This window comes from Mesorhizobium sp. A556 (genome assembly GCF_054489545.1).
Window position 1 is genome coordinate 1 of record NZ_JBTMXA010000024.1, and the last position, 21,354, is coordinate 21,354.

At 61.8% G+C, this 21,354-nt stretch carries 24 protein-coding genes, 1 tRNA gene and 1 pseudogene; 5 read left to right on the forward strand and 21 right to left on the reverse strand.

From position 1 onward, the window contains the following. Positions 1-203 precede the first annotated feature (203 nt). The 10 genes from ACX3P0_RS23895 to ACX3P0_RS23940 form a co-directional block, all read right to left on the reverse strand. Positions 204-839 carry a ribonuclease HII gene (locus ACX3P0_RS23895; RefSeq protein WP_459092534.1) on the reverse strand — a complete coding sequence of 212 codons (636 nt, stop codon included), beginning with the start codon at positions 837-839 and terminating at the stop codon, positions 204-206. Positions 840-1,049: 210 nt separating this feature from the next. Continuing rightward, positions 1,050-1,541, reverse strand: coding sequence for a F0F1 ATP synthase subunit B (locus ACX3P0_RS23900; protein ID WP_459092536.1), 492 nt, complete (start codon positions 1,539-1,541; stop codon positions 1,050-1,052). A 10-nt stretch (positions 1,542-1,551) separates the two neighbouring features. Continuing rightward, positions 1,552-2,136, reverse strand: a complete 585-nt coding sequence (locus ACX3P0_RS23905; RefSeq protein ID WP_459082360.1) for a F0F1 ATP synthase subunit B — start codon at positions 2,134-2,136, stop codon at positions 1,552-1,554. Between the two features lie 63 nt (positions 2,137-2,199). After that, positions 2,200-2,424: a F0F1 ATP synthase subunit C gene (locus ACX3P0_RS23910; RefSeq protein WP_459082361.1), complete on the reverse strand. Its 225-nt coding sequence runs from the start codon at positions 2,422-2,424 to the stop codon at positions 2,200-2,202. Between the two features lie 64 nt (positions 2,425-2,488). Further along, on the reverse strand, positions 2,489-3,247 hold the full coding sequence (locus tag ACX3P0_RS23915; protein WP_459092538.1) for a F0F1 ATP synthase subunit A: 759 nt from the start codon (positions 3,245-3,247) through the stop codon (positions 2,489-2,491). A gap of 64 nt (positions 3,248-3,311) precedes the next feature. Further along, positions 3,312-3,713, reverse strand: a complete 402-nt coding sequence (locus ACX3P0_RS23920) for an AtpZ/AtpI family protein (protein ID WP_459082363.1) — start codon at positions 3,711-3,713, stop codon at positions 3,312-3,314. 216 nt (positions 3,714-3,929) lie between these two features. After that, complete coding sequence (locus ACX3P0_RS23925) at positions 3,930-5,114, reverse strand: cell wall hydrolase (RefSeq protein ID WP_459082364.1); 1,185 nt, start codon at positions 5,112-5,114, stop codon at positions 3,930-3,932. A 177-nt stretch (positions 5,115-5,291) separates the two neighbouring features. Then, positions 5,292-5,831 (reverse strand): formaldehyde-activating enzyme, encoded by a 540-nt coding sequence (fae, locus tag ACX3P0_RS23930; protein ID WP_459092540.1) that lies wholly within the window; start codon positions 5,829-5,831, stop codon positions 5,292-5,294. A gap of 47 nt (positions 5,832-5,878) precedes the next feature. Beyond that, complete coding sequence (gene der / locus ACX3P0_RS23935) at positions 5,879-7,312, reverse strand: ribosome biogenesis GTPase Der (RefSeq protein WP_459092542.1); 1,434 nt, start codon at positions 7,310-7,312, stop codon at positions 5,879-5,881. Beyond that, a complete protein-coding gene (locus ACX3P0_RS23940; RefSeq protein WP_459082367.1) occupies positions 7,313-7,978 on the reverse strand; it encodes a tetratricopeptide repeat protein in 666 nt (221 codons plus the stop codon). It abuts the gene before it with no gap. Positions 7,979-8,276: 298 nt separating this feature from the next. Here ACX3P0_RS23940 and ACX3P0_RS23945 point away from each other — a divergent pair, with 298 nt between their 5' ends. Continuing rightward, positions 8,277-9,299, forward strand: coding sequence for a polysaccharide deacetylase family protein (locus ACX3P0_RS23945; RefSeq protein ID WP_459082368.1), 1,023 nt, complete (start codon positions 8,277-8,279; stop codon positions 9,297-9,299). A gap of 15 nt (positions 9,300-9,314) precedes the next feature. Here ACX3P0_RS23945 and sbmA read toward each other — a convergent pair whose 3' ends face one another. After that, positions 9,315-10,577 (reverse strand): peptide antibiotic transporter SbmA, encoded by a 1,263-nt coding sequence (sbmA, locus tag ACX3P0_RS23950; RefSeq protein ID WP_459082369.1) that lies wholly within the window; start codon positions 10,575-10,577, stop codon positions 9,315-9,317. Between the two features lie 112 nt (positions 10,578-10,689). Further along, positions 10,690-11,853, reverse strand: a complete 1,164-nt coding sequence (locus ACX3P0_RS23955) for a YbfB/YjiJ family MFS transporter (RefSeq protein ID WP_459092544.1) — start codon at positions 11,851-11,853, stop codon at positions 10,690-10,692. Between the two features lie 144 nt (positions 11,854-11,997). Between ACX3P0_RS23955 and ACX3P0_RS23960 the strand changes: the two genes are divergently transcribed. Next, on the forward strand, positions 11,998-13,254 hold the full coding sequence (locus ACX3P0_RS23960; protein ID WP_459092546.1) for an aminopeptidase: 1,257 nt from the start codon (positions 11,998-12,000) through the stop codon (positions 13,252-13,254). A gap of 9 nt (positions 13,255-13,263) precedes the next feature. Next, positions 13,264-13,623 (forward strand): DUF488 domain-containing protein, encoded by a 360-nt coding sequence (locus ACX3P0_RS23965; protein ID WP_459092548.1) that lies wholly within the window; start codon positions 13,264-13,266, stop codon positions 13,621-13,623. 3 nt (positions 13,624-13,626) lie between these two features. Here ACX3P0_RS23965 and ACX3P0_RS23970 read toward each other — a convergent pair whose 3' ends face one another. Beyond that, a complete protein-coding gene (locus ACX3P0_RS23970) occupies positions 13,627-13,977 on the reverse strand; it encodes an ArsC family reductase (protein WP_459092550.1) in 351 nt (116 codons plus the stop codon). A 160-nt stretch (positions 13,978-14,137) separates the two neighbouring features. Here ACX3P0_RS23970 and ACX3P0_RS23975 point away from each other — a divergent pair, with 160 nt between their 5' ends. Beyond that, positions 14,138-14,548 carry a DUF3597 domain-containing protein gene (locus ACX3P0_RS23975; protein WP_459092552.1) on the forward strand — a complete coding sequence of 137 codons (411 nt, stop codon included), beginning with the start codon at positions 14,138-14,140 and terminating at the stop codon, positions 14,546-14,548. 69 nt (positions 14,549-14,617) lie between these two features. Here ACX3P0_RS23975 and ACX3P0_RS23980 read toward each other — a convergent pair whose 3' ends face one another. The 7 genes from ACX3P0_RS23980 to ACX3P0_RS24010 all read right to left on the reverse strand — a co-directional run bounded on the left by ACX3P0_RS23980 (position 14,618) and on the right by ACX3P0_RS24010 (position 20,349). Then, positions 14,618-15,073, reverse strand: coding sequence for an RbsD/FucU family protein (locus tag ACX3P0_RS23980; protein WP_459092554.1), 456 nt, complete (start codon positions 15,071-15,073; stop codon positions 14,618-14,620). A gap of 40 nt (positions 15,074-15,113) precedes the next feature. After that, positions 15,114-16,541: an aldehyde dehydrogenase family protein gene (locus tag ACX3P0_RS23985; protein WP_459082375.1), complete on the reverse strand. Its 1,428-nt coding sequence runs from the start codon at positions 16,539-16,541 to the stop codon at positions 15,114-15,116. A 119-nt stretch (positions 16,542-16,660) separates the two neighbouring features. Next, positions 16,661-17,434 (reverse strand): amino acid ABC transporter ATP-binding protein, encoded by a 774-nt coding sequence (locus tag ACX3P0_RS23990; protein ID WP_459082376.1) that lies wholly within the window; start codon positions 17,432-17,434, stop codon positions 16,661-16,663. Then, the gene (locus ACX3P0_RS23995; protein ID WP_459092556.1) at positions 17,415-18,089 is read right to left on the reverse strand and encodes an amino acid ABC transporter permease; all 675 of its coding nucleotides are present in this window, start codon (positions 18,087-18,089) and stop codon (positions 17,415-17,417) included. Before ACX3P0_RS23995 ends, ACX3P0_RS23990 begins: the two co-directional genes overlap by 20 nt. Then, a complete protein-coding gene (locus tag ACX3P0_RS24000) occupies positions 18,086-18,763 on the reverse strand; it encodes an amino acid ABC transporter permease (protein ID WP_459082378.1) in 678 nt (225 codons plus the stop codon). The genes ACX3P0_RS23995 and ACX3P0_RS24000 overlap by 4 nt, the downstream gene beginning before the upstream one ends. Before the next feature lie 126 nt (positions 18,764-18,889). Beyond that, positions 18,890-19,678, reverse strand: a complete 789-nt coding sequence (locus ACX3P0_RS24005) for an ABC transporter substrate-binding protein (protein WP_459092558.1) — start codon at positions 19,676-19,678, stop codon at positions 18,890-18,892. A gap of 380 nt (positions 19,679-20,058) precedes the next feature. Next, entirely contained in the window at positions 20,059-20,349 is a 291-nt protein-coding gene (locus ACX3P0_RS24010) for a YggT family protein (protein ID WP_459082380.1), read from the reverse strand. A gap of 292 nt (positions 20,350-20,641) precedes the next feature. Between ACX3P0_RS24010 and ACX3P0_RS24015 the strand changes: the two genes are divergently transcribed. Further along, positions 20,642-20,717, forward strand: a tRNA-Ala gene (locus ACX3P0_RS24015). Positions 20,718-20,965: 248 nt separating this feature from the next. Here the strand turns inward: ACX3P0_RS24015 and ACX3P0_RS24020 are convergent. Then, positions 20,966-21,354: pseudogene (locus ACX3P0_RS24020) on the reverse strand (recombinase family protein); the annotation flags it as partial.

Here is a 21,354-nt window from a genome sequence, read left to right on the forward strand (position 1 = left end):
TCGTTCAACTCTTGGCTTCCTAGAAGCGAACCTCTTCGGCGCCGGCGGCGAACCGCCCTCGTTGATGAGGCGTATATAGTCGCCACCTACACGAACTGTCAACCGTGAATCTTGCTCTTTCCATTTTTAAAATGACCGCTCCGCGTTTTTGGACTCGCGCGCTATGCCGAAAGCGCGGGCGAGCGCATCCGGCACTGAGTGCTTTAAGACCAGCCTTCCTGGGCGGCGGCGCACTCCGGCGCCCTGAATACAACGCGGCGCGGATCGGCATCCCGGCCAAGCAGGCCGGATATGGGTGCAAACGATTTGCGATGGTGATCCGTGCAACCGTATCGATGCAGCGCTTCCAGATGATCGGCGGTTCCATAGCCGCTGTTGCGCTCCCATCGATATGCCGGGTGGCGACTGGCCAGCATCCGCATGATGCGGTCGCGGCAGACCTTGGCAACAATCGAACTCGCCGCAATCTGGGGAATCACCGATTCGCCGCGAATGACCGATGTGCACTCGCCCATTACGCCAGGGGGGACATCCCTACCGTCGACATAGGCTGGAGAATCGCCGGCCAAGGCTGTGATCGCGCGGCGCATGGCGTCGAGCGTGGCGTGACGAATACCGATGCGGTCTATGGTGGTGGCCGAGGAAGCCGCGAAAACAGTACGGCTGGACTTGACTATCTGTGCCGCGAGGACTTCCCGGACGGATGCCTTGATTTTCTTGCTGTCGTCGAGCGACGCGAGGAGGTCGGGGCAGATCCTTGTGGGATCAAACCAGACAGCGGCGACAACAACCGGCCCGCAGAGCGCGCCGCGCCCGACCTCGTCGCAGCCGATCGCCACCGGGTAACCCCCTGCCCTATCGGAACTGAAAGGTCTTTCCATGCATTCATGTCCGCTTGATTCGCTGGAGAGTGTGCCTCTCTCCTGGTGCTGATCGCAAGCCTGCAGCGCATAGCCCCGGACGGCTTCGCATGGGCGCTGCAAATTGACGGCCAAAACGAAAAAAGCCGCCGGTTTCCCGAGCGGCTTTTTTTCTAAAGACGAACTGCCTTAGTTGAGCTTGGATTTCACTTCCTGAAGCGAGGCCTTGAAAAGGTCGGCTCCGGCCTTGGCGTCGGCATGGCCGGCAAGCAGCTTGCGGGCAGCCTCCACGGCAAGATCGACGGCACTGGAACGTACCTCGGCGATGGCATCGCGTTCAGCCTGGCCGATTTTCTGCTCGGCAAGCGCGGTACGGCGCGTCACATATTCTTCCGTGCGCTGATGCGCTTCCGCAGCCAGCATCTCGGCTTCGTTCTTGGCGGCCTCGACGATCGCGGCGGCCTCCTGCTCGGCTTCCTTGCGCTTGTTCTTGTACTCGGCCAGCAGCGCCTGCGCTTCTTCGCGAAGCGTGCGGGCTTCGTCCAGTTCGCTGCTGATCCTGTTCGCCCGCTTGTCCAGCGACTTCGAGATCATCGCCGGCACTTTGACGTAAAGGCAGATGCCGATAAAAATGAAAAGGGAGATCAGCGCCCAAAGCGTTGCGAGAGAGGTTGCGTCCATTACGTTTTCCTCAGCCTGCCACGGATTTCACGGCGGCCGCCACGGCCGACTTGTCGGCCTTGCCGACCAGCTGTTCGATGATGGCGCCGGCGGTGCTTTCCGCGATGGCGCCGACATCCTTCATGGCCGCCGACTTGATCGATGCGATACGGCTTTCGGCTTCGGCCAGCTTTGCTTCCAGGCCGGCTTCGACCTTCTTGCGGGCGGTTTCCGCCTCGGCCTTGGCATTGTCGCGCGCCTGCTGTCCGATGGCGTTGGAATTCGCCTTCGCCTCGGCCAGTTCCTGTTCGTAAGCGGCAACGGCGGCGTCCGCCTCGCTCTTCAGCTTGTTTGCCTGGTCGAGGTCCTGGGAAATACGCGCGCTGCGCGTATCGAAGATGCCGGCAAGGCGCGGCATCACGACCCTTTTCAGGAACAGGTAGAACAGGCCGAAGGTGATGACGAGCCAGAAGATCTGCGACGCGAACGTAGCCGGATCGAAAGGCGGGAAAGCAGCCTCATGTCCCGCACCCGACGGAACTTCCGTCCCGGCATGCACGGCGTCGCCCGCAGCGACTGGAGTTGCTTCTTGCCCAAAGGCTGGTGTCACGAACATAACGCGTCCCCGTCATACGGGCCGACCGCACCCTGGCGGTTCGGCCCTGCCATCAGCGATCGATCAGCCGAACAGCGCGAGCAGGGCGATGAGCAGCGAGAAGATGCCCATGGCTTCCGTCACGGCGAAACCGAAAATCAGGCGGCCGAACTGGCCGTCGGCAGCCGACGGATTGCGCAGCGCGCCCGCCAGGTAGCTACCGAAGATGTTGCCGAGGCCGATACCGGCTCCGCCCATGCCCAGGCACGCGATGCCGGCGCCGATGTACTTTGCTGCTTCAACTTCCATTTATCTAACTCCTTGTGGGTCTCAATAGTCTCTTGTCGTCGACGCAGCCTGGCTGCGACCGAACCTAGTGCCCCGGATGCACAGCGTCGCTGAGATACATGCAGGTCAGAATGGCGAACACATATGCCTGAAGCGCCGCCACCAGAATTTCCAACGCCGTGATGGCCACGGCCATGGCCAGCGGCAGCGCTGCACCGGCAATGCCGACCGCGCCCATGGCGCTCAACGACACGACAAAGCCGGCAAAGACCTTCAGCGTGATGTGACCGGCCAGCATGTTGGCGAAAAGACGCACTGAATGGCTGACCGGGCGCGAAAAGAACGAGATGACTTCAATGAAAACCACCAGCGGCATCAGCACCAGCGGCACGCCGCTCGGCACGAACAGCTTGAAGAAGCCGAAACCATGCTTGATGAGGCCGCAAACGATGACGACCCCGAACACCAGCATGGCGAGCGTGAAGGTGACGATGATCTGGCTGGTGACGGTGTAGAAATACGGGAACAGGCCGAACAGATTGGCGGCCAGTATGAACATGAAGATCGAGAACACGAAGGGGAAGAACTTCATGCCGTGCGTTCCGGCGGCGTCCTTCAACATCGAGCCGGTGAATTCGTACAAGAGCTCGGCAGAGGACTGCCAGCGCGACGGCACCAGACTGCTGCGCGCGGTGGAAAGATAGAAGAAGATGCCGGTCGCAACGACGACGACAACCATGAACAGCGACGCATTGGTAAAGGACAGATCATACCCCCCGATGTCGATCGGGATGATCTTGTTGATATGGAACTGGTGGATCGGGTCGACCTTGTCAGCTGCCACGTTCAATCCTCATACAAGCCGCGCACGGCTTTCTCAAATCTCTTCGCGCCACCAACGGGGCGCTTCATTCCTTGTCCGGGTCGCTACCCCGAACTTCATAGCCCGAACCGGCAATAAGGCCGGCCGAACGCAACACATTCAACACCCCGGCACAAAAACCCAGGAGCAGGAACACGATCAGGCCCCATGGAGAGGTCCCCGCGAGGCGGTCGATCATCCAGCCAATACCGACGCCCACCGCTATCCCGCCAATGAATTCGCTGGATAGCTTGAGCGCCTGACCGTACCCGGCCAGACTACCCGTTTTCGCGTTATCTGTCCCCTTGAGCCCCTTTGGCAACCTTGTCGCAAGGGATGCTTCAAGCTGACGCCGGCGGCGCTCAAGTTCGTCGTCGCGGATGTCGCCTTTGCTCTCGTGTCCGGGGCCAGTCTTTCCGGTCTCGTCTGGCCTTTTTCCGTCGGCCATTCGCAACCTCCTGCCCGCCACAACGTCGCCGTCGGTCCGCATCCAAGTCGCGGGCAACATAGTTAGAGGGTAGCCAGCCGTCAAGCCACGGTACGGCATTCAAAAGCAAGTATTTTGCCTAGCAAGATCAATCGCTTAGCCAAGTGCGACATCGTGCCCGCCGTACGGCGCGGCGCTGGCGGCGCGAATCCGGGCTGGCCGTGCCGGGTCGAGCGGTCAGCTCCAGCCGCCGCCATAAGTGCGATAGAAGATATGCAGACCGATTTTCGTCATCTTCTTCATCGCCCGCGCCCAGCTCGGGCTGACATAGCTGGCGTAGTAGTGGGTGGAGGAACCAACCTCCGGAATGAATATCTTGCCGGCGGTAACCGCCATGGCGACATCCTTGGCGATCTTGTAGTGCGAGGGGCTTTCTATGCGGTCCTTGCGCCCGTCGCAGGCGAAGGAAAACTGGCAGGCATTGCGCCAGTCCTGATTCTGATAGACGACGCCGCAAATGCTGGCCGGATAAGCGGGATTGCGGACGCGGTTAAGAACCACCTGGGCTACGGCAGCCTGGCCGCGCAGCGATTCGCTGCGTGCCTCGAAATAGATCGCATTGGCGAGGCATGTCTGTTCCGGCTTGGAAAAGACGGAAGCCGGCAACGGGCTGCGCATCCACGAATGGTCGCCCTTGCCCACCGGCGGAATGAAGCGCCCTTCATTGGGCTTTTCATCCTGCAGCAGCGCCTCGAAGGGAGACGCCTTGGCATAGTCCGGCTCGGCCGGCGCATAGGCGGTCGCCAGCACATCGGCTTGCTTGTTGGTGACCAGGGCTGCCAGCATCGAGGGAACGCCGGGAGCTGCGCTCCTGTCCTCTGTGGGATGGAAGGCCGCCGCGATCTGTATTTCCTTGCCCTTGATCTCGGGCTTGGCGAAGGTCAGTTTGAGGCCGCTGTTCAGCGTTGGGCGAAGCAGCGAACTGGTGCGCTGGAAAATCGACCCCGCGCTGAAATTCTTTGGCGGCGAGACCCGCGTGACCCCTACGATACGGCCTTTTTTGTCTGCCCGGACAATGCGGTCCTCGTCGGGGATGGCGCCCGCGGCATCGCCCTTGCCACGAAATGCAACAGCGCCAATGCCGGGCAAATCCACCCCGGCTCCGGAGATCGAACCGGTCACGTCCGAATCGATGAAGGGCAGTTCGGCCGCGTGCACGGAACCGGCAACGGATTTCTCGACATAGGCATTCCAGCGGGTCGGCGCTTCCAGCCCCGAAACCAGGCTGGTCATGTCCTGATAGGCGGCAACCGTCGGAAAGCCGATCCAGATGCCAAGCCCGACGATGACGGGAGACAGGAAGGAACGCTTCTTCCCGGCGGCGGCGGCAATAATCAACCGCTTCGAAACCCCTCGATGCACGCAAACTCTCCAGAACACTACCAACCCCAGACAGGATTCACAGTGCTGCATTAACCTTGATGGAGGGTTAACGGAGTGGGCATGGAGGGGCGGTGGCGAGCCTGTTGCAGAGCGCAATTGCGGCCGCGCCGGCCCGGAGCCTGCCCAGCCTATGCGGGCAGACTTCGGGTCAAAAAATCAATAGTCGATGACGCCTTCCAGCGCGTAGTGTTTGACGGTCTTGCGGTTGGCGATCAGTTCGTCGACCGTGGGCTTTCCGGTCATGGCGCGCGAAATGGCGAGCTTCGTCGCCTCGTAATTGGTCCGGTAGAGGTCTTTCTTGTCGAGGTTTTCGTCCTCGGCGCAGCGCGGGTCGAGCCAGACCGTGATGATCATGCACAGTTCCTCGGCCTGATCGCGGGGCAGGATGTCCTCGGCAAGGCAATCGACGATGGCGTCGCCCATGGCCGCCTGCACGACGCCTCCGAGCAGTTCGGCATATGCCATGCTCTTGATCGTGACCTTGGTGGTCATGATCGTGGCCGGCTTTACGGCCTGGTTGAGATCGCGCACCACGAACATGCGCGTGTGGCCCTTCACCTGCCCCATCATCCCGGCGAAGGCATGGCCGACCGGCCCCCGCACCGAGCCGATGACGACTTCGGGCATGGCGTCCGTGACCTGGCCTTCCGCTGCCAGAACGGTTGCTTCACCGGTACGAAACCAAATGTCAGTCATGTCCACTCCTGTTCGATGAAATCATGCGTGAGCGCAAAACGCAGGCGTCAGCGCTTCTTGGCCCTGCCGGCAAACGGGTTGTCGGAGGTGCGCAGCGCCATGCGGATCGGCACGCCCGGCAGGTCGAACGCCTCGCGCAGACTGTTGGTCAGATAGCGCACATAGGACTGCGGCATCGCATCGGGACGCGAGCAGGAAACGACGAAGCCCGGAGGGCGCGTCTTGGCTTGCGTGATATATTTTACCTTCAGCCGCCGCCCGGCAACGGCGGGAGGCGGATGATGCGCCAGGATCGATTCCAGCCAGCGGTTGAGCTTGCCGGTCGAGACGCGGCTGTTCCAAACCCGGTGCGTCTTGATGACGGCTTCCATGAGTTTGTCGAGCCCGCGGCCCGTCTCGGCCGAAACCGGCACCGCCTGGATGCCGCGCGTCTGCGGCAACAAGCGCTCGGTCTTCTCACGGAGTTCGGCCAGCGCTTCCTGGGGATTGTCGATCATGTCCCATTTGTTGAACGCAATGACCGGCGCGCGGCCCTCGCGGATGATGAGATCGGCGATCTGCAAATCCTGCTTTTCGAAAGGGATCGTCGCATCGAGGACGATGACGACGATCTCGGCGAAGCGGACGGCATGCAGGCCGTCCTGCACCGACATTTTCTCCAGCTTTTCCTGGATGCGCGCCTTACGGCGCATGCCGGCGGTGTCGAACAGCTTCAACTGACGGCCGTGCCAGTCCCAATCGACGGAAATGGAATCGCGCGTGATGCCCGCTTCCGGGCCGGTGAGCAGGCGCTCCTCGCCGATCAGTGCGTTGATCATCGTCGACTTGCCGGCATTTGGCCGACCAACGACGGCAATGCGCATCGGCTTGGTTTCGTCGTAGGCGTGAGCGTCCTCGGCGTCGGGATCGGTGATGTCCTCGCCGATCAGCACTTCGCTGGCGGCGATTTCCTCGTCCTCTTCCTCTTCTTCGCCAAAGGCCACCGCCTTGCCCAGCGCCTCGACCACGGCGTCGCGCAGATCCGGCAGGCCCTGCCCGTGCTCGGCCGAAACCGGGATCGGTTCGCCAAGGCCAAGTTCCCACGCTTCCAGCATGCCGCCCTGCGCGCCGCGCGCTTCGGCCTTGTTGGCGACCAGCACCACCGGCTTGCCGGATTTGCGCACGATTTCGGCGAACGTCCTGTCGTCCGGCAACAGGCCCGCCTTGGCGTCGACCATGAAGAAGATCAGGTCGGCCTCTTGGATGGCGATCTCGGTCTGGGCGCGCATGCGGCCCTGAAGCGTCGAGGCGGCGGCATCTTCGAAGCCGGCCGTATCGACCACGTCGAAATGCAGATCGTAAAGCTTGGCGGCATGGACGCGGCGGTCGCGCGTCACGCCCGGCGTGTCGTCGACCAGCGCCAGCTTGCGGCCGGCAAGGCGGTTGAACAGCGTCGATTTGCCGACGTTGGGCCGTCCGATGATCGCGACCTTGAAGCCCATCTAGGATGTACTGCCTGAACCGCGGATCAGCCCGGCCATCATGGTGGCGCGCTGGCGTATGTTGCGCGGTGCTGCTTCGTCGGCGGCGATCTGGTCGAACAGTTTTAGCGCATCCGCATTCTTGCCTTCCTTCCAAGCCGCGAGACCGAGCGCTTCGCGGGCGCTATGGCGCAAGGGGTTGGTGTCAGCCGTGAGCGCCTCGACGCGGCCCGACACATCGGCGAAAGAGCCGTGATCGACCAACAGCAGCGCGGCCCGCAGCTTTGCCATGTCACGCAGGACGGCAGGAATGGAAGCGTCGGCGGCAACGGCGTCGAAATCCTTGACGGCGGCGTCGACATCGCCCTTTTCGGCCTTGACGGTGGCCGCGCGCATCCGCGCCAGCAGCGGATAGGCGCCGTAGCCGTCCTTTTCCAACTGCGCGAAGGCGGCGAGCGCTTCGTCGTTCTTGCCGCTATCGGCCAGGACCAGCGCCTGCGAATACGCATCGCCCGAACGGTTGGCGCGAAGTTCGTCCCAATAGCGATAGCCGACATAGGCGGCCGTCCCGACAATGATGAGCACGACGGCGGCGATCAAAGCCGGGCCGTAGCGGTCCCACAGCGCCTTGGCCTGATCCTTGCGAATCTCGTCGTTTACTTCCCGAATAAAGCTGTCGTCCGACATGAAAGAACCGTTCGTACCCGGCTGGCGCAGGCCTTTTGAAACCGTAACCGGGCTGCAAAAGATGTCGCGCTGATTCAAAAGGTGCCGGCTTGCCTTGCCGTCCTCATGGACGCGCGGCGTTCCGGGCGGCTGATTAAGCCTCGCGTTTTAGCGATATTTCCGCGGCATGGAAGGGGTAGCGCCTGAAATTCGGCGCAAACCGGCTTTTTGCCGCTGGCCTAGTGGTAGAATGCGACCGTACCCCTGCCACATTTCGTGCCTAACCGACTGCCTCCTTCCATAAGCAGACCGATTATTCATGCCCAACCTGTTTCGCGTCCCTGTGTTGTTTCGCGCCGCTATATTCTCGTGTGCGTCGCTTGCCGCGCTGAATGGCGCACGCGCGGACCCGCCTTCGGCGTTCAAGCCGGCGGCCCCCAAACAGGTCGTCATCATCTCCTTCGATAGCGCCCGCGAAATCTCCCAATGGGAGCGCAGCCGCGCCTTGGCGAAGCGCACTGGTGCACATTTCACCTATTTCCTCTCCTGCGTTTATCTTCTGTCGAAGGACACGCGCAAGGAATACGCTGCGCCGCACAGATCCGCCGGCAAGTCCAATATCGGCTTTGCCCCGTCGAAACAGGATGTCACGGAGCGCCTGCAGCAAATTCGGCTCGCCGCCTCGGAGGGCCACGACATCGGCAGCCATGCCTGCGGCCATTTCGACGGCAAGGACTGGAGCAAGGCCGACTGGCTGAACGAATTCGCCTCAGCCCGGCGCGTGTTCGAAAACGCCTACACGATCAACGGCATCTCGCCCGAACCAGAAGACTGGCGCGGATTCGCCAAAAAAGCGGTTGTCGGTTTCCGCGCGCCCTATCTCTCGACCGGCAAGGGGCTTTACCAGGCGCTGCCGGAAGCGGGGTTTCTCTATGACGCGAGCGGCGTGTCGCGCGGCCCTGTCCTGCCGACTACCAGCAACAAGATCACCCGGTTCTCGCTACCGCTCGTGCCGGAAGGGCCGAAGAGCCGGCCGGTAATCGCCATGGACTACAATCTCTATGCGCGCCATTCCGGGGCGAAGGAGCAGGTGGCGGACGCAAAGCAGTTCGAGGACCGTGCCTATCAGGCTTTCCATGCTGCCTTCGAAACGCAGTATTCGGGAAAGCGCATTCCGCTGGAACTGGGCTTCCACTTCACCCTGATGAATGGCGGAGCCTATTGGGACGCGCTGGAACGCTTCGCCGGCGAGGTTTGCGTCAAAGCCGATGTCGAGTGCATCAGTTTTCGCGACTATCTTTCGCGCAAGCGTGGCCCGGCAGAAACCCAGATGGGCGGCTGACTGCCGCGTTTCCCGTTACCGGGCCCCCTCCTCCACCCGGCCGCCTTCGATGAATTCGCGATCGATATGCGGCAGCGGTTCGCCTTCCAGCGTCGCCTCGAAGGCGTGCAGGCGTTTGTAGATGGACAAAAGCTCGACGATGGTCGGCCAGGCATTGACCAGATACTGAAACGACGACGACACCTGGCTGAAAGCCGTGGAAATCTGTTGCCAGATGCCCATGGTGATCGCGCCGGCAGCGATGGTGGGAATGAGAATCACGCTGGAGAAGATGGCGTCCGCCTGCTGGAAGCCCGAGCGGAACACGTTGAAATAAGCGTAGTGGAAATAGAGCGTGAAATAATTGCGCCGCACATGGGAGAACAGTTCCCGCACGGTCGGCGGCTGCGCACGCGCCTCGTCGTCCTCGCCGTAAACGAGTTCCTTGCGATAGGCGGCCTCGACGCGCTGGTTCTTGAATTCCAGCCCCGGCAATTTGATGCCGGCCACCATCAGAAGCGCCGTTCCGAAGATCGACCAGCCAACCGCGGCGATAACCAGCGAATAGGGAATGTGCCCGACGAGCGGCAATGCGGTCACATGGGTGGAAAGCTGCGCCAGAAGCGGCAGGAAGGCGATCAGGGTCATGACCGAATCGACCATCGCCACGCCGAGGCCTTCCATCGTCGTTGAAAAGCGCATCGTGTCTTCCTGGACACGCTGCGAGGCGCCCTCGATGTGGCGCAACCGCTCCCAATGGGCCATGTAATAGTCGTTCATCGCGGTGCGCCACCGGAAGATGTAGTGGCTCACGAAGAAGCGGGTGATGACGAACAGGCCCATGCCGCACATGCCGATCCAGGCATAAATCCAGAACATGGAATAAAGCTCGCCGGGGCTGACTGAGCCGGCCTTGGTGATCGCCCGCTGGAACATGTCGAAGAACGGGCCGCGCCAATTGTTCAACGCCACGTAAATCTGCACACCGAGATAGGTTGAAAAAAGGATCAGCGCCGAACCGAGGATCGACCAATTCTGCCATGGATGATTGGCGTAGAGCCGCCAGAACAGGTAGAAGAGGCCGACCATGACGCCGAAATAGATGTAGAACCAGATGAACGGCCCGGTCCAGAAAACCGGGATGCCCAGTACCGGAGCCGCACCCGCCGCCGCCGGCGGCAGGCCGATCACCGCGCCAAGCTGTTCGCCGCCGAAAAACCAGAACAGGATGCCGGCAAGGCTCCACAAAACGGCCGAAGAGAAGAAAAGCTTCGGCTGCGGAAAGAAAGATACGAACACAGTGTGATTCCCCGGCGGCTGGCGCAGTTGCGATTGCCCGGCATAAAGTCACAAATTTTGCGGCAAAGAAATGGTCCGAACCGGTTTGGCGGATTACATTCCGGTCATGTTCTCAAGCCGGTTTGCGAGCCGACCAGACAAGGGCGGCGGACGCCACAAGGACAAGGGCCGCAACGATCGACGGAACGAAGAAACTGCCGGACCATTGCGCCAGGATGCCGGCGACGATCGGGCCGAGTATCTGGCCGACACCGAAGGCTGCCGTCATCAGCGCAAACAGGCGGCGCGGCGAACGCGGTGCAAGCTGCCGCCCGGCCTGCAGGCCGAGCGCGGTCGCTGCCATGAAGGTAAGCCCGAGCAGGAAACCGCCAAGCAGCGGCCCGGCATTGCCGCCAAGCGACACGCTGGCCGCGACGCCGACCGCCTCGACGAGGCAGGCGACGGCATAGGCCGCGTAGAGGCTGGTTCGGGATGCGGCCCAGTTCCACAACCAGATCGACGGTGCGCCGGCAAGGCCCGTTACCAGCCAGACCATCGTTTCGAAAACACGCCCGCCGCCATGCTGGCGCACGATGGTGATGAGGAACGTGGCGGTGACGACATAGCCGAAACCGAACAGGCCATAGGCAAGGATGATCTTCATCAGCGAACGGTTTTTCGGCAAGGCCGGTTCACGTTCGGCCGCACCGTTGCCGTTGCCAGCCGGCCCCTCATCGACCAGCCAGGCAACGGCGAGAAAGCCGCAGGCGGCAATCGCAGCCGACCAGAACCATCCTGCCGTCCAGCCCGCATGACCAAGAACGAGAAGCGCCATCAACCCCGCCGATGCCGCAATGCCGAGGCCGACGCCGCCGAAATGCATGGCCTGCAGATCGTCGCGGTTGCCCGCGGCCAGATGGCTGAAAACGATGCTGGTCAGGAACACCATGACAAAGGCGCTGGCCACGCCGGCGAGAAAGCGGATGGCCAAAAACAGCCCCATCGCTTCGGTCGTGCCCATCAATCCGGTAAGAACGACGGTCGCGCCGAGGCCGCAAAGCACGGCCAGGCGTTCCCTGCCATGCGCCCAGCCGCCGGCAGCCAGCAGCGCGCCGACGAGGTAACCGAGATAATTCGCCGAGGCGATGAGGCCGGCGTCGGATGCCGACAGGTCAAGCTCTTCCATCATGCCCGGAAGAATGGGCGTATAGACGAAGCGGCCGATGCCCATGGCAACCGCCATGCCGACCATGCCGGCAGCGGCAAATCTGAGTTGGGTGCTGACCGCAGTCTTCATTGCAGTGCACAATAGAAGCCTCGCGCTGCGAGACAATTCGTTTTCGTTGGGCCAATGGCTGACCAGCGCGATAGGCGCGATGACGCTGGAAAGGTTTGCGGCGGCGATCTATGTAAGGCGTACACCTTCAAGACAGGCAGGCCCATGACTTCTCACCCGCGCGATTTTTCTGCATCGATAGACCCGGTAAAGCTCGACAGGCTGGCCGAAGTAGCGATCAAGGTGGGGCTGCAATTGCAACCGGGGCAGGATCTGGTGCTGACCTCGTCCATCGCGGCCCTGCCTTTGACCCGAAAGATCGTCGAGCACGCCTACAAGGCGGGCGCGGGGCTGGTGACACCGATTTTCAACGATGACGAGATCACGCTGGCCCGCTTCCGCTACGGGGCCGATGCCGGCTTCGACCATGCCGCCGGCTGGCTCTACGAGGGCATGGCCAAGGCTTTCGCCAACAATGCGGCGCGGCTTGCCGTGCGCGGCGACGACCCGTCGCTGTTGTCCAGCCAGGACCCGGCAAAAGTGTCGCGCGCCAGCAAGGCCAATTCGATGGCCTACCAGCCGGCGCTCGAAAAGATCACCGGCTTCGACATCAACTGGAACATCATCGCCTATCCGGAACTCGCCTGGGCCAAGCAGGTGTTTCCGAACGAAACCGACGATTTGGCGGTGGCGAAGCTTGCCGATGCGATTTTCGCGGCCTCGCGCGTCGACGTCGATGACCCGATCGGCGCATGGAAGGCGCACAACGCGGCGCTGAAAACCCGCACGGAATGGCTGAACGGCCATAATTTCCACGCGCTGCATTTCACCGGGCCGGGCACCGACCTGACCGTCGGGTTGGCCGACGGCCATGAATGGATGGGTGGCGCGTCGGCCGCCAAGAACGGCATCACCTGCAACCCGAACATCCCGACCGAGGAAGTGTTCACCACCCCGCATGCGCGGCGCATCGAGGGCCACGCTTCCTCGACCAAGCCGCTATCCTACCAGGGCACGCTGATCGACGACATTTCGGTGCGCTTCGAGGGCGGCCGCATTGTCGAAGCCAGGGCCTCCAGGGGCGAGGACGTGCTGAAGAAAGTGCTGGACACCGACGCCGGCGCGCGCAGCCTCGGCGAAGTGGCGCTGGTGCCGCATTCTTCGCCGATCTCCAAGAGCGGCATCCTGTTCTACAACACGCTGTTCGACGAAAACGCCTCCTGCCACATCGCGCTCGGCCAATGCTATTCGAAATGCTTTGTCGACGGCGCAACGCTGACGCCGGACGAAATCGCCAAGCGTGGCGGCAACAAGAGCTTCATCCACATCGACTGGATGATCGGATCGGACAAGATCGACATTGATGGCGTCCACACCGACGGCCGCAAAGTGCCGGTTATGCGCAAGGGCGAATGGGCCTGAAAGCGCGCGATGACAAAGCATGACGTCGCCATTAAACGTGTTTACGAGCCGCCGGCAGAGGATGATGGGCAGCGGGTGCTGGTCGATCGGCTTTGGCCGCGCGGCCTTTCCAAGGAAAAGCTCGATCTTGCATTGTGGCTGAAGGAGATCGCGCCCAGCACCGAGTTGCGAAAGTGGTTCGACCACGACCCCGCCAAATGGGCCGAATTCCAGAAGCGTTTTCGCGTCGAACTGGACGACAATGCCGAGGCCGTGAAAGAATTGCGCGCCCTTATCGCCAAGGGCAAGGTGACGCTGCTCTACGGCGCCCATGACGAAGAACACAACAATGCCGTGGTGCTCGCCGCCTATCTGGGCGAAGCCGGATAGGGCCTACTTGGCGAACGCGTCTTCATAGACGGCCGGCTTGAAGCCAACCAGAATGCGGCCGCCGAGAACAAGCACCGGCCGCTTGATCATGGTCGGGTGAGCAAGCATCAACGCCTTGGCCTTGCCTGCATCGAGGCTCTGCTTGTCGCTGTCGGGCAGCGCCCGGAAGGTGGTGCTTGCCTTGTTCAACAAAACATCCCAGCCGAGCTTGCCGATCCATTGCTGCAACCGCTCCGGCTCCAACCCCTGCACGCGATAATCATGGAAGACATAGGCGACGCCATGGCCTTCGAGCCAGACGCGCGCCTTCTTGATCGTGTCGCAGTTGGGGATACCGTAGAGCGTAATGGACAATGATCTGATCCTCGATGTTTCCCCTACGTAGCCCGCTTTCTGGGGCGCGGCTATTGCCCTCGGCCACCCTGCCCTAGATAATCGCGAGTGGAAGCGATTGACGCGAACCATGAGCGCCATCGCGAGGTGGCTGACCACTAGCAGGACAAAGGAGACTGATTTGGGAATCTTCGACAAGATCAAGGGCGCAATCTTCGGCAGGGCGGAAGCCGCGGAAGCTGCACCCGCCGAGACCCCGGCATCGGGCACCGCAGCGACCCCGACCAGCCAGCCAGCCGCACCGGCGACCCCGACGGCAAGCGCGCCCGCGCAGAGCGTGGACGTGGCCGCCATTCTGGAAAAGGCGGTTGCCGGCAAAAAGCAGAAGCTGAACTGGCGTACCTCCATCGTCGACCTGATGAAGGCGCTCGACATGGAAAGCAGCCTTGCCGAGCGCAAGGAACTCGCGGCCGAACTGGGCTACACCGGCTCGACCAGCGATTCCGCCGCCATGAACACCTGGCTGCACAAGGCGCTTTTGAAAAAGCTGGCCGAAAACGGCGGCAAGGTGCCGGCCGACCTGCTCGACTGATAATTCCTGGGTTCAAATGACAAAAGCGGGGCGATCCGGCCCCGCTTTTGTTGCGTGTCGGAGCCGTCGCTACTCCGCGTCCGGCGCCACAACGCCCTTGCGGAACGCAAAACAGCCGTAGAAGCGGCGCTCTCCCGTCTGGATGACGCAATAGGCCCGCTTGGCCCGCTCGTAAAAGGCGAAGCGCTCGACGGGCATCAGTGGCAGGGATTTCCCTTCCATGCGGTCAACCACCTGCTGCACTTCCTGCTGCACCAGAGGAACCTCGTCCGGCTTGCCGACGATTTCCATGCGCCCCGCCGCGTCGTCGACGAAGGTATCGATCGGATAGAGCGACAATATCGCGGCGGCGGCTTGCGCTGCCGTGACATTGTCGATCCGCAGAAGCTTGCCCAGCGTGGTCTGGCGCGCGATGGAATCGGCGGGGAAGTTCGTGTCAGCTATGATGAGGTCGTCACCGTGCCCCATTGCCGCCAGCGCCTGCAGTACATCCGCGTTCAGTAGCGGGCTGATACCCTTCAACATTTTCCATCCCCTATGACCTGCAACGATTTGGCGCGAAAACTTATGCGCCGTAGCCGACGATACCCTTGACCTCGAGAAAATCGTGGATCGCCCAGTCCGCATATTCGCGGCCGTTGCCGGACTGCTTGTAGCCGCCGAACGGGGCGAACGTGTCCCAATCCGGGTAGTTGAGGTTGATCTGTCCGGCTCTCAAACGAGCGGCCACCGCGCGGGCGTGCTCGATGTTTTTCGACTGCACATAGGCGGCGAGGCCATAGACGGTGTCGTTGGCGATCTTCACCGCATCGTCGTCGTCCTCGTAGGAAATGACGGACAGAACCGGCCCAAAAATTTCTTCCTTCTCGACCGTCATGCCCGGCTTGACGTGGCCGAACACGGTCGGGCGGACATAATAGCCGCGATTGAGATGTTCCGGGCGCCCCAGGCCGCCCGTCACCAGCGTAGCACCCTCGGCAATGCCGACCTCGATCATGCCTTGAATCTTGTCGTACTGCATCTGGCTGACCACAGGCCCAAGCTGGGTGTCTTCCGAACGCGGGTCGCCGACGGTATGCGCCTCGGCGGCCTTCTTGGCGATTTCCAGCGCTTCGTCGTGACGCGCCGCCGGCACCAGCATGCGCGTCGGCGCATCGCAGGACTGGCCGCTATTGCCGAAGCAGCCTTCGACGCCCTTGCGCACCGCCTGCTCGAAATCGGCGTCGGCGAGGATGATGTTGGCCGACTTGCCGCCCAGTTCCTGCGCCACGCGCTTGACCGTGTCGGCCGCCGTCTTGGCGACGATGATGCCCGCGCGGGTCGATCCGGTGAAGGACACCATGTCGACGTCCGGGTGGCCCGCCATGATCTGGCCGACATCCGGCCCGTTGCCGTTGATCATGTTGTAGACGCCCTTCGGCGTGCCGGCGGCTTCCATGATCTCGGAAAAGACGATGCCGCTGATCGGCGCGATCTCGGACGGCTTCAAGACGACCGTGCAGCCGGCGGCGATGGCGGGCGCTACCTTGCAGACGATCTGGTTGAGCGGCCAGTTCCATGGCGTGATCAGCGCGCACACGCCGATCGGCTCCTTGACCACCATGGTTTCACCGCGCAATTCGCTGAATTCATAATTCTCCAGCGCTTTGATCGTCGATTCCATATGGGCGCGGCCGGCCCAGGCCTGCGCATCGCGCGCCCAGGAGATCGGCGCGCCCATTTCCTGGCTGACCGCCTGCGCGATATCTTCAAAGCGCTCGTTGTAGATTTCCAGGATGCGGTTGAGCAGTTTCAGGCGCTCCGCGCGCGTTGTCTGCGAGAACGACGGGAACGCCGCCTTGGCGGCCGCGACCGCCTTGTCGACATCGGCCTTCGAGCCGAGCGAAATCTTCGTGTAGGCCTCTTCGGTCGACGGATCGATCACGTCGAGCATAGAGGGGACTACAGGCGCAACCCACTTGCCGTCGATGAAGAAGTTGAGATGGTTGCTCATGGGTGACGCTCCGTTTTCTGGAAAGCTGATCTTGGGGCCTTCTTGCCGCAAATGCGGCTCCGGTTCAATGCCACGGGAGGTGCAGGGCTGGCCCCTGAAGGACTAGATGCTGGGCCAGATTAGTGCCGCAGAATCTTGCTCAGAAACGCCTGGCTGCGTTCCGTCTTCGGGTTCGAGAAGAAATCTTCCGGCGTGCCGCTTTCGACGATAGAGCCCTGATCCATGAACACCACGCGTTGGGCGACCTTGCGCGCGAAGCCCATTTCGTGGGTAACGACCATCATGGTCATGCCTTCTTCGGCAACCGCGATCATCACGTCCAGCACTTCGCTGATCATCTCCGGATCGAGCGCCGAGGTCGGCTCGTCGAACAGCATGATCTTCGGGCGCATGCCAAGGCAGCGCGCAATCGCCACGCGCTGCTGCTGGCCGCCCGACAGTTGCGAGGGATAGGCGTTGAACTTGTCGCCAAGGCCTACCTTGGCAAGCAGTTCGCGGCCATCCTTTTCGGCCTGCGCACGCGGGATTTTGCGCACATGGATGGGCGCCAGCGTCACGTTTTCCAAGGCGGTCTTGTGCGGATAAAGGTTGAAGGACTGGAAGACGAAGCCGATCTCCGAGCGAAGCAGCGTCATGTTGGTGGCCGGGTCGCCGACGCGCTGCCCATCGACCACGAGATCGCCCTTCTGGACCTGTTCAAGGCCGTTGATGCAACGGATCAGCGTCGACTTGCCGGAACCGCTGGGGCCACAGACGACGACGACCTCGCGCGGCTGGACGCCGAGATTGATGTCGTTAAGGACATGCAGCGGTCCGAACCACTTGTTGACGCCGCTAAACTCGATCACGCCCGACCGCCTTCCTGAAAGGAGTTCATAATTGCACCTCGCCATGCGCAGCACTCATGCGGCGCTCCAGCCGCCGCGCCAGCAGGATGAGCGGATAGCATACGACGAAATAACCGACGCCGACGAGGAAGAAGACCAGCAGCCCGTTCGGCACGCGCTGCACGACGAGCCAGCCGACACGGGTAAGATCGGTCAGCCCGATGGCCGAGACGACCGACGAATCCTTGATGAGCAGCACATATTGCCCGACCAGCGGCGGCATCACCACGCGCATCGCCTGCGGCAGAACCACCTGCCGCATGCGCTGCCATTTGGACAGGCCCGAAGCGAGTGCTGCCTCGACCTGGCCCTTCGGCACCGATTCGATGCCGGCGACGACAATCTCGCAGATGAAGCAGGCATTGAGGTTGGTCAGCGCGATGATGCCGGCGCTGAAAGCGTCAAGCTCGATGCCCAGTTCCGGCAGGATGAAGAAGATGATGAATATCTGGACGAGGAACGGCGTGCCGCGGATCAGGTCCACCCATGCGCCGATGACGGCGCTGAGCACGCGGCTGCCGGCGGTGCGCAAAATGCCTAGGCCGAAACCCGCAAGCGTTCCGAACACCAGTGCGATCGACGACAACAGGACCGTCATGCCAAGGCCGCGCATGGCCAGGGGATAGCTGCCGTACAGGCTCTCGAACTGCTGCCAGATCATGCGCGGCCTCCTGCCTGCCGCAAGCCGAGCCAGCGCCCGGACAGCGCAGCCAACCCTTTGAGACAATAATAAAGCAGCAGGTAGAAGGCGGCGACGGTGATGAAACCTTCCGCCGGCATGAAACGGTCGGAGGCCAGCAACTGCCCGGCGCGCGTCAGTTCGGCGACCGATATCAGCGACAGCAGCGCCGAGTCCTTGACCATGACGATGGCCTGCCCGAGTAGCGGCGGGATAGTGACCTTGAAGGCTTGCGGCAGGATGACGAGCCGCATGCGCTGAAGATAGCTCATGCCCGAAGCGACGCCGGCTTCCACCTGGCCGCGCGGGATCGACAGGACGCCGGCGCGGATGATTTCGGCGACATAGGCGCCGCTGTTGAGCGACAAAGCGAGCACACCGACGACGAATTCGGGCAGGATGATGCCAAGGCGCGGCAAGCCGAAATAGAGGAAATAGAGCTGCACCAAAAGCGGTGTTGCGCGCACGACATCGATATAGGCCTTCGCCGGAGCGCGAAGCGCGCGCGACCGCTGCAGGTTCATCGCGCAAAGCAGGATACCGACCAGAAGCGCGCCGGCAAAGGAAATGACCGACAGCCAGACCGTCGTGACGAGGCCCTGCCCGAACAGGGGCAGATATTCGCCAATCGTGCGGAAGCTGAAGTTTTCTAGCATCTGCGCAGGGCTTACCCGGATCCTGGTGATGAAGGGTGACAAAGGAAGGCCCGCCTTCCGGCAGGCAAGGCAAAGGGCGGTCCCGCGCCGATCCGAAGATCGACGCGGAACTGCCGGTGCTGTGCCTTAGTGGTCCTTCTTCCAGTCTTCGGAATTGACCCAGTAGTTGAGGTTCCGTTCCAGGCGACCGTCGATGGTGACCTGATCGAGGAACAGGTTCATCCAGATCAGCAGGTCCGGCTCGTCATAGCGCGTGGCGAAGGCAAGCGGTTCCTTCGACAACAGGTCCGGCGCGATGGTGAAGGTGCCGGCCGGATATGCGGTGGACTGGCCCTTGACGGCGGAAACGTCGTTCACACCGCAATCGGCTTGGCCGTTGTTGACGGCGTCAAGCAGCAGCGGTCCGCCGCCCTTGTAGCTCTTGATATCGGCTTCCGGGAAAGCCTTCTTGGCTTCCTTTTCGCCGGTCGCGCCGAGCAGCACGGCGATCTTGGTGCCGGGTGCCTTGCAATCGTCGGCGGTCTTGAACTTGCTGTCGGTCTTCGTGAAGACGGTGCTGCCGGTGTACATATAGGGGTTGGTGAAGGCGACCTTCATCGCCCGCGCCAGCGTCGGCGTCATGTCGGCCACCAGCAGATCGGCCTTGCCCGAAAGCAGCGCCGGAATCAGGCCATCCCAGTCGAAATCCAGGAACGTGATCTTGACGCCCATTTCCTTGGCCATGAGTTCGGCAAGCTCCACGGAACTGCCGCTGCGCTCGCCCTTGGAATCGACCAGCGAAAAGGGCGGTCCCTGCGTCTGCACGGCAACGCGCAATTCGCCGCGCTTGACGATGTCGTCCAGCGCGCCGGCGCTTGCCGCGCTGGTAAGGCCAAGCACGGCCAGCGCCGTGACGAACAGATTGGAAATCTTCATTTTCGTCTCCTCCACTTTATTGTTTGCCCTTGATGGGCTTTTGCCGAACGCCATCGTGGCGGCTGCGCCGCTCGAGACGGTTTCTTGTCGATGATTGCGCCTCGTTCCTCCCGGGCGCACCCCGATAAATGTTCTATGTAACGCTTGCCCGGAAAACGAGCCTGCTGGAACAGCAGCTCCTTCGCGTCAACGTATCCCCTCGTACGCCTTTACGCCATGACGCATCCGACCATTGATGCCGGTGCGCGGCAAGCCCCTTTTTGTATCCGTCGGTGCAAAGCGCTCAGGCAAATGCCTGGATCGGGAAGCCATCTCATCCCGCCTTACAGGCGCTCGCGAAAATGCCCTGACGCGCCTTGGCGACGAGGGCATCGCCCCGTTCAAAAGAACAGGGAACGAACCGTACTGTCGAGAAACCGCTGCAGGAAGAAGATGACCAGAAGCACGATGATGGGCGAGATGTCGATGCCGCCAAGGTCGGGCAGAAAGCGGCGGATCGGCCGGTATACCGGTTCGGTAAGCCGATAGAGGACCGTCCCGATATTGCTCACGAACTGGTTTCGCGAATTGACCACATTGAAGGCGAAGAGCCAGGAAAAGATGGCCGACGCAATGATGATCCACCAGTAAAGGCTGAGCGCGTAGATTAGGGTGTCGATAAGCGCGTTCATGCAAGGCTCCGTTAACTGCGCGACATGTAGCCATTGCAGGCGAAGCCGGCAAGACCCGCGCGACGGGACGCCTACCGATGCGTGCGCCGATTGGAGCACCCCGGATGCTCTCGCGCTTCCGGAGCATGCGCGCGCAGGACGCGTTTTTGAAGCAGATTATATTGCGGGCGGGTTCCATCCCTTCGCGCCCGGTGCGCCGCTGCCGGCGGCCCATGCTTAAATCTTGGCGGCATCGCCAGCACCTGCTTGACAGGCCGCCGCCGCCGCCCATAAATGCGCCCATCCGCTGGACGGGGCTGTAGCTCAGCTGGGAGAGCGCGTCGTTCGCAATGACGAGGTCAGGAGTTCGATCCTCCTCAGCTCCACCAGCGGAATTTCCCAAACTCTTGACCACATTGGCTGCCTGGTAAAGCGTTGTGAATTCCGTGGCTTACACCCCGAATACGCTGACACACGCTTAACTGAGACTCGATTTTCCGCCTTTCCGGACCGACATTTGCAATGCGTCTCTGCGGCCCTATTTCCGTGCCCACAATGTCCAAGGAAAGATGCATAAGGATCAGCACGATGCTCGGCGATCGTCCCGCGATGCTTGCCGTGATGCGCGCTGAAGCCGTTATTGGATGGCGGCTGCCTGGTCTGCCCAGAGCAGCGGCAGATGCATGCGGGCGAGTGCTCGCGGTGACAGGTTTTGTCGCTGTGTGCCCTGCAAGACGGATTCGACGATCTTTGGCGCGAGGAATGCCAGGGGCAGGATTCGCCCGACATCAGCACGATCGATGCCGAAGCTTTTGGCGATTTCAGCGATGCTGGTGTTGGGACGTTCGGTGAGTTTACCAAAAAACAGATGCGCTTTTGCCATCAGATCGACGAGGGCAGGGTCCGGAGTCCGCAGCGGCGCGAAACCGGAATCGATGATCAGGCGTTGTTCGTTGCCGCGGCGCTTGAGCAAGATCGGCATTTCCAGGGTGATTGCCGTTGATCCATCCTCATCGGCATCGCTGG

Excerpts from the sequence above, each read along its gene's own strand:
- ACX3P0_RS23900 (WP_459092536.1), bottom strand. The coding sequence starts at position 1,541 with ATGGACGCAACCTCTCTCGCAACGCTTTGGGCGCTGATCTCCCTTTTC.
- ACX3P0_RS23905 (WP_459082360.1), bottom strand. The coding sequence starts at position 2,136 with ATGTTCGTGACACCAGCCTTTGGGCAAGAAGCAACTCCAGTCGCTGCG.
- ACX3P0_RS23910 (WP_459082361.1), bottom strand. The coding sequence starts at position 2,424 with ATGGAAGTTGAAGCAGCAAAGTACATCGGCGCCGGCATCGCGTGCCTG.
- ACX3P0_RS23920 (WP_459082363.1), bottom strand. The coding sequence starts at position 3,713 with ATGGCCGACGGAAAAAGGCCAGACGAGACCGGAAAGACTGGCCCCGGA.
- fae (WP_459092540.1), bottom strand. The coding sequence starts at position 5,831 with ATGACTGACATTTGGTTTCGTACCGGTGAAGCAACCGTTCTGGCAGCG.
- der (WP_459092542.1), bottom strand. The coding sequence starts at position 7,312 with ATGGGCTTCAAGGTCGCGATCATCGGACGGCCCAACGTCGGCAAATCG.
- ACX3P0_RS23940 (WP_459082367.1), bottom strand. The coding sequence starts at position 7,978 with ATGTCGGACGACAGCTTTATTCGGGAAGTAAACGACGAGATTCGCAAG.
- ACX3P0_RS23945 (WP_459082368.1), top strand. The coding sequence starts at position 8,277 with ATGCCCAACCTGTTTCGCGTCCCTGTGTTGTTTCGCGCCGCTATATTC.
- ACX3P0_RS23955 (WP_459092544.1), bottom strand. The coding sequence starts at position 11,853 with ATGAAGACTGCGGTCAGCACCCAACTCAGATTTGCCGCTGCCGGCATG.
- ACX3P0_RS23960 (WP_459092546.1), top strand. The coding sequence starts at position 11,998 with ATGACTTCTCACCCGCGCGATTTTTCTGCATCGATAGACCCGGTAAAG.
- ACX3P0_RS23965 (WP_459092548.1), top strand. The coding sequence starts at position 13,264 with ATGACAAAGCATGACGTCGCCATTAAACGTGTTTACGAGCCGCCGGCA.
- ACX3P0_RS23980 (WP_459092554.1), bottom strand. The coding sequence starts at position 15,073 with ATGTTGAAGGGTATCAGCCCGCTACTGAACGCGGATGTACTGCAGGCG.
- ACX3P0_RS23985 (WP_459082375.1), bottom strand. The coding sequence starts at position 16,541 with ATGAGCAACCATCTCAACTTCTTCATCGACGGCAAGTGGGTTGCGCCT.
- ACX3P0_RS23990 (WP_459082376.1), bottom strand. The coding sequence starts at position 17,434 with ATGGCGAGGTGCAATTATGAACTCCTTTCAGGAAGGCGGTCGGGCGTG.
- ACX3P0_RS23995 (WP_459092556.1), bottom strand. The coding sequence starts at position 18,089 with ATGATCTGGCAGCAGTTCGAGAGCCTGTACGGCAGCTATCCCCTGGCC.
- ACX3P0_RS24000 (WP_459082378.1), bottom strand. The coding sequence starts at position 18,763 with ATGCTAGAAAACTTCAGCTTCCGCACGATTGGCGAATATCTGCCCCTG.
- ACX3P0_RS24005 (WP_459092558.1), bottom strand. The coding sequence starts at position 19,678 with ATGAAGATTTCCAATCTGTTCGTCACGGCGCTGGCCGTGCTTGGCCTT.
- ACX3P0_RS24010 (WP_459082380.1), bottom strand. The coding sequence starts at position 20,349 with ATGAACGCGCTTATCGACACCCTAATCTACGCGCTCAGCCTTTACTGG.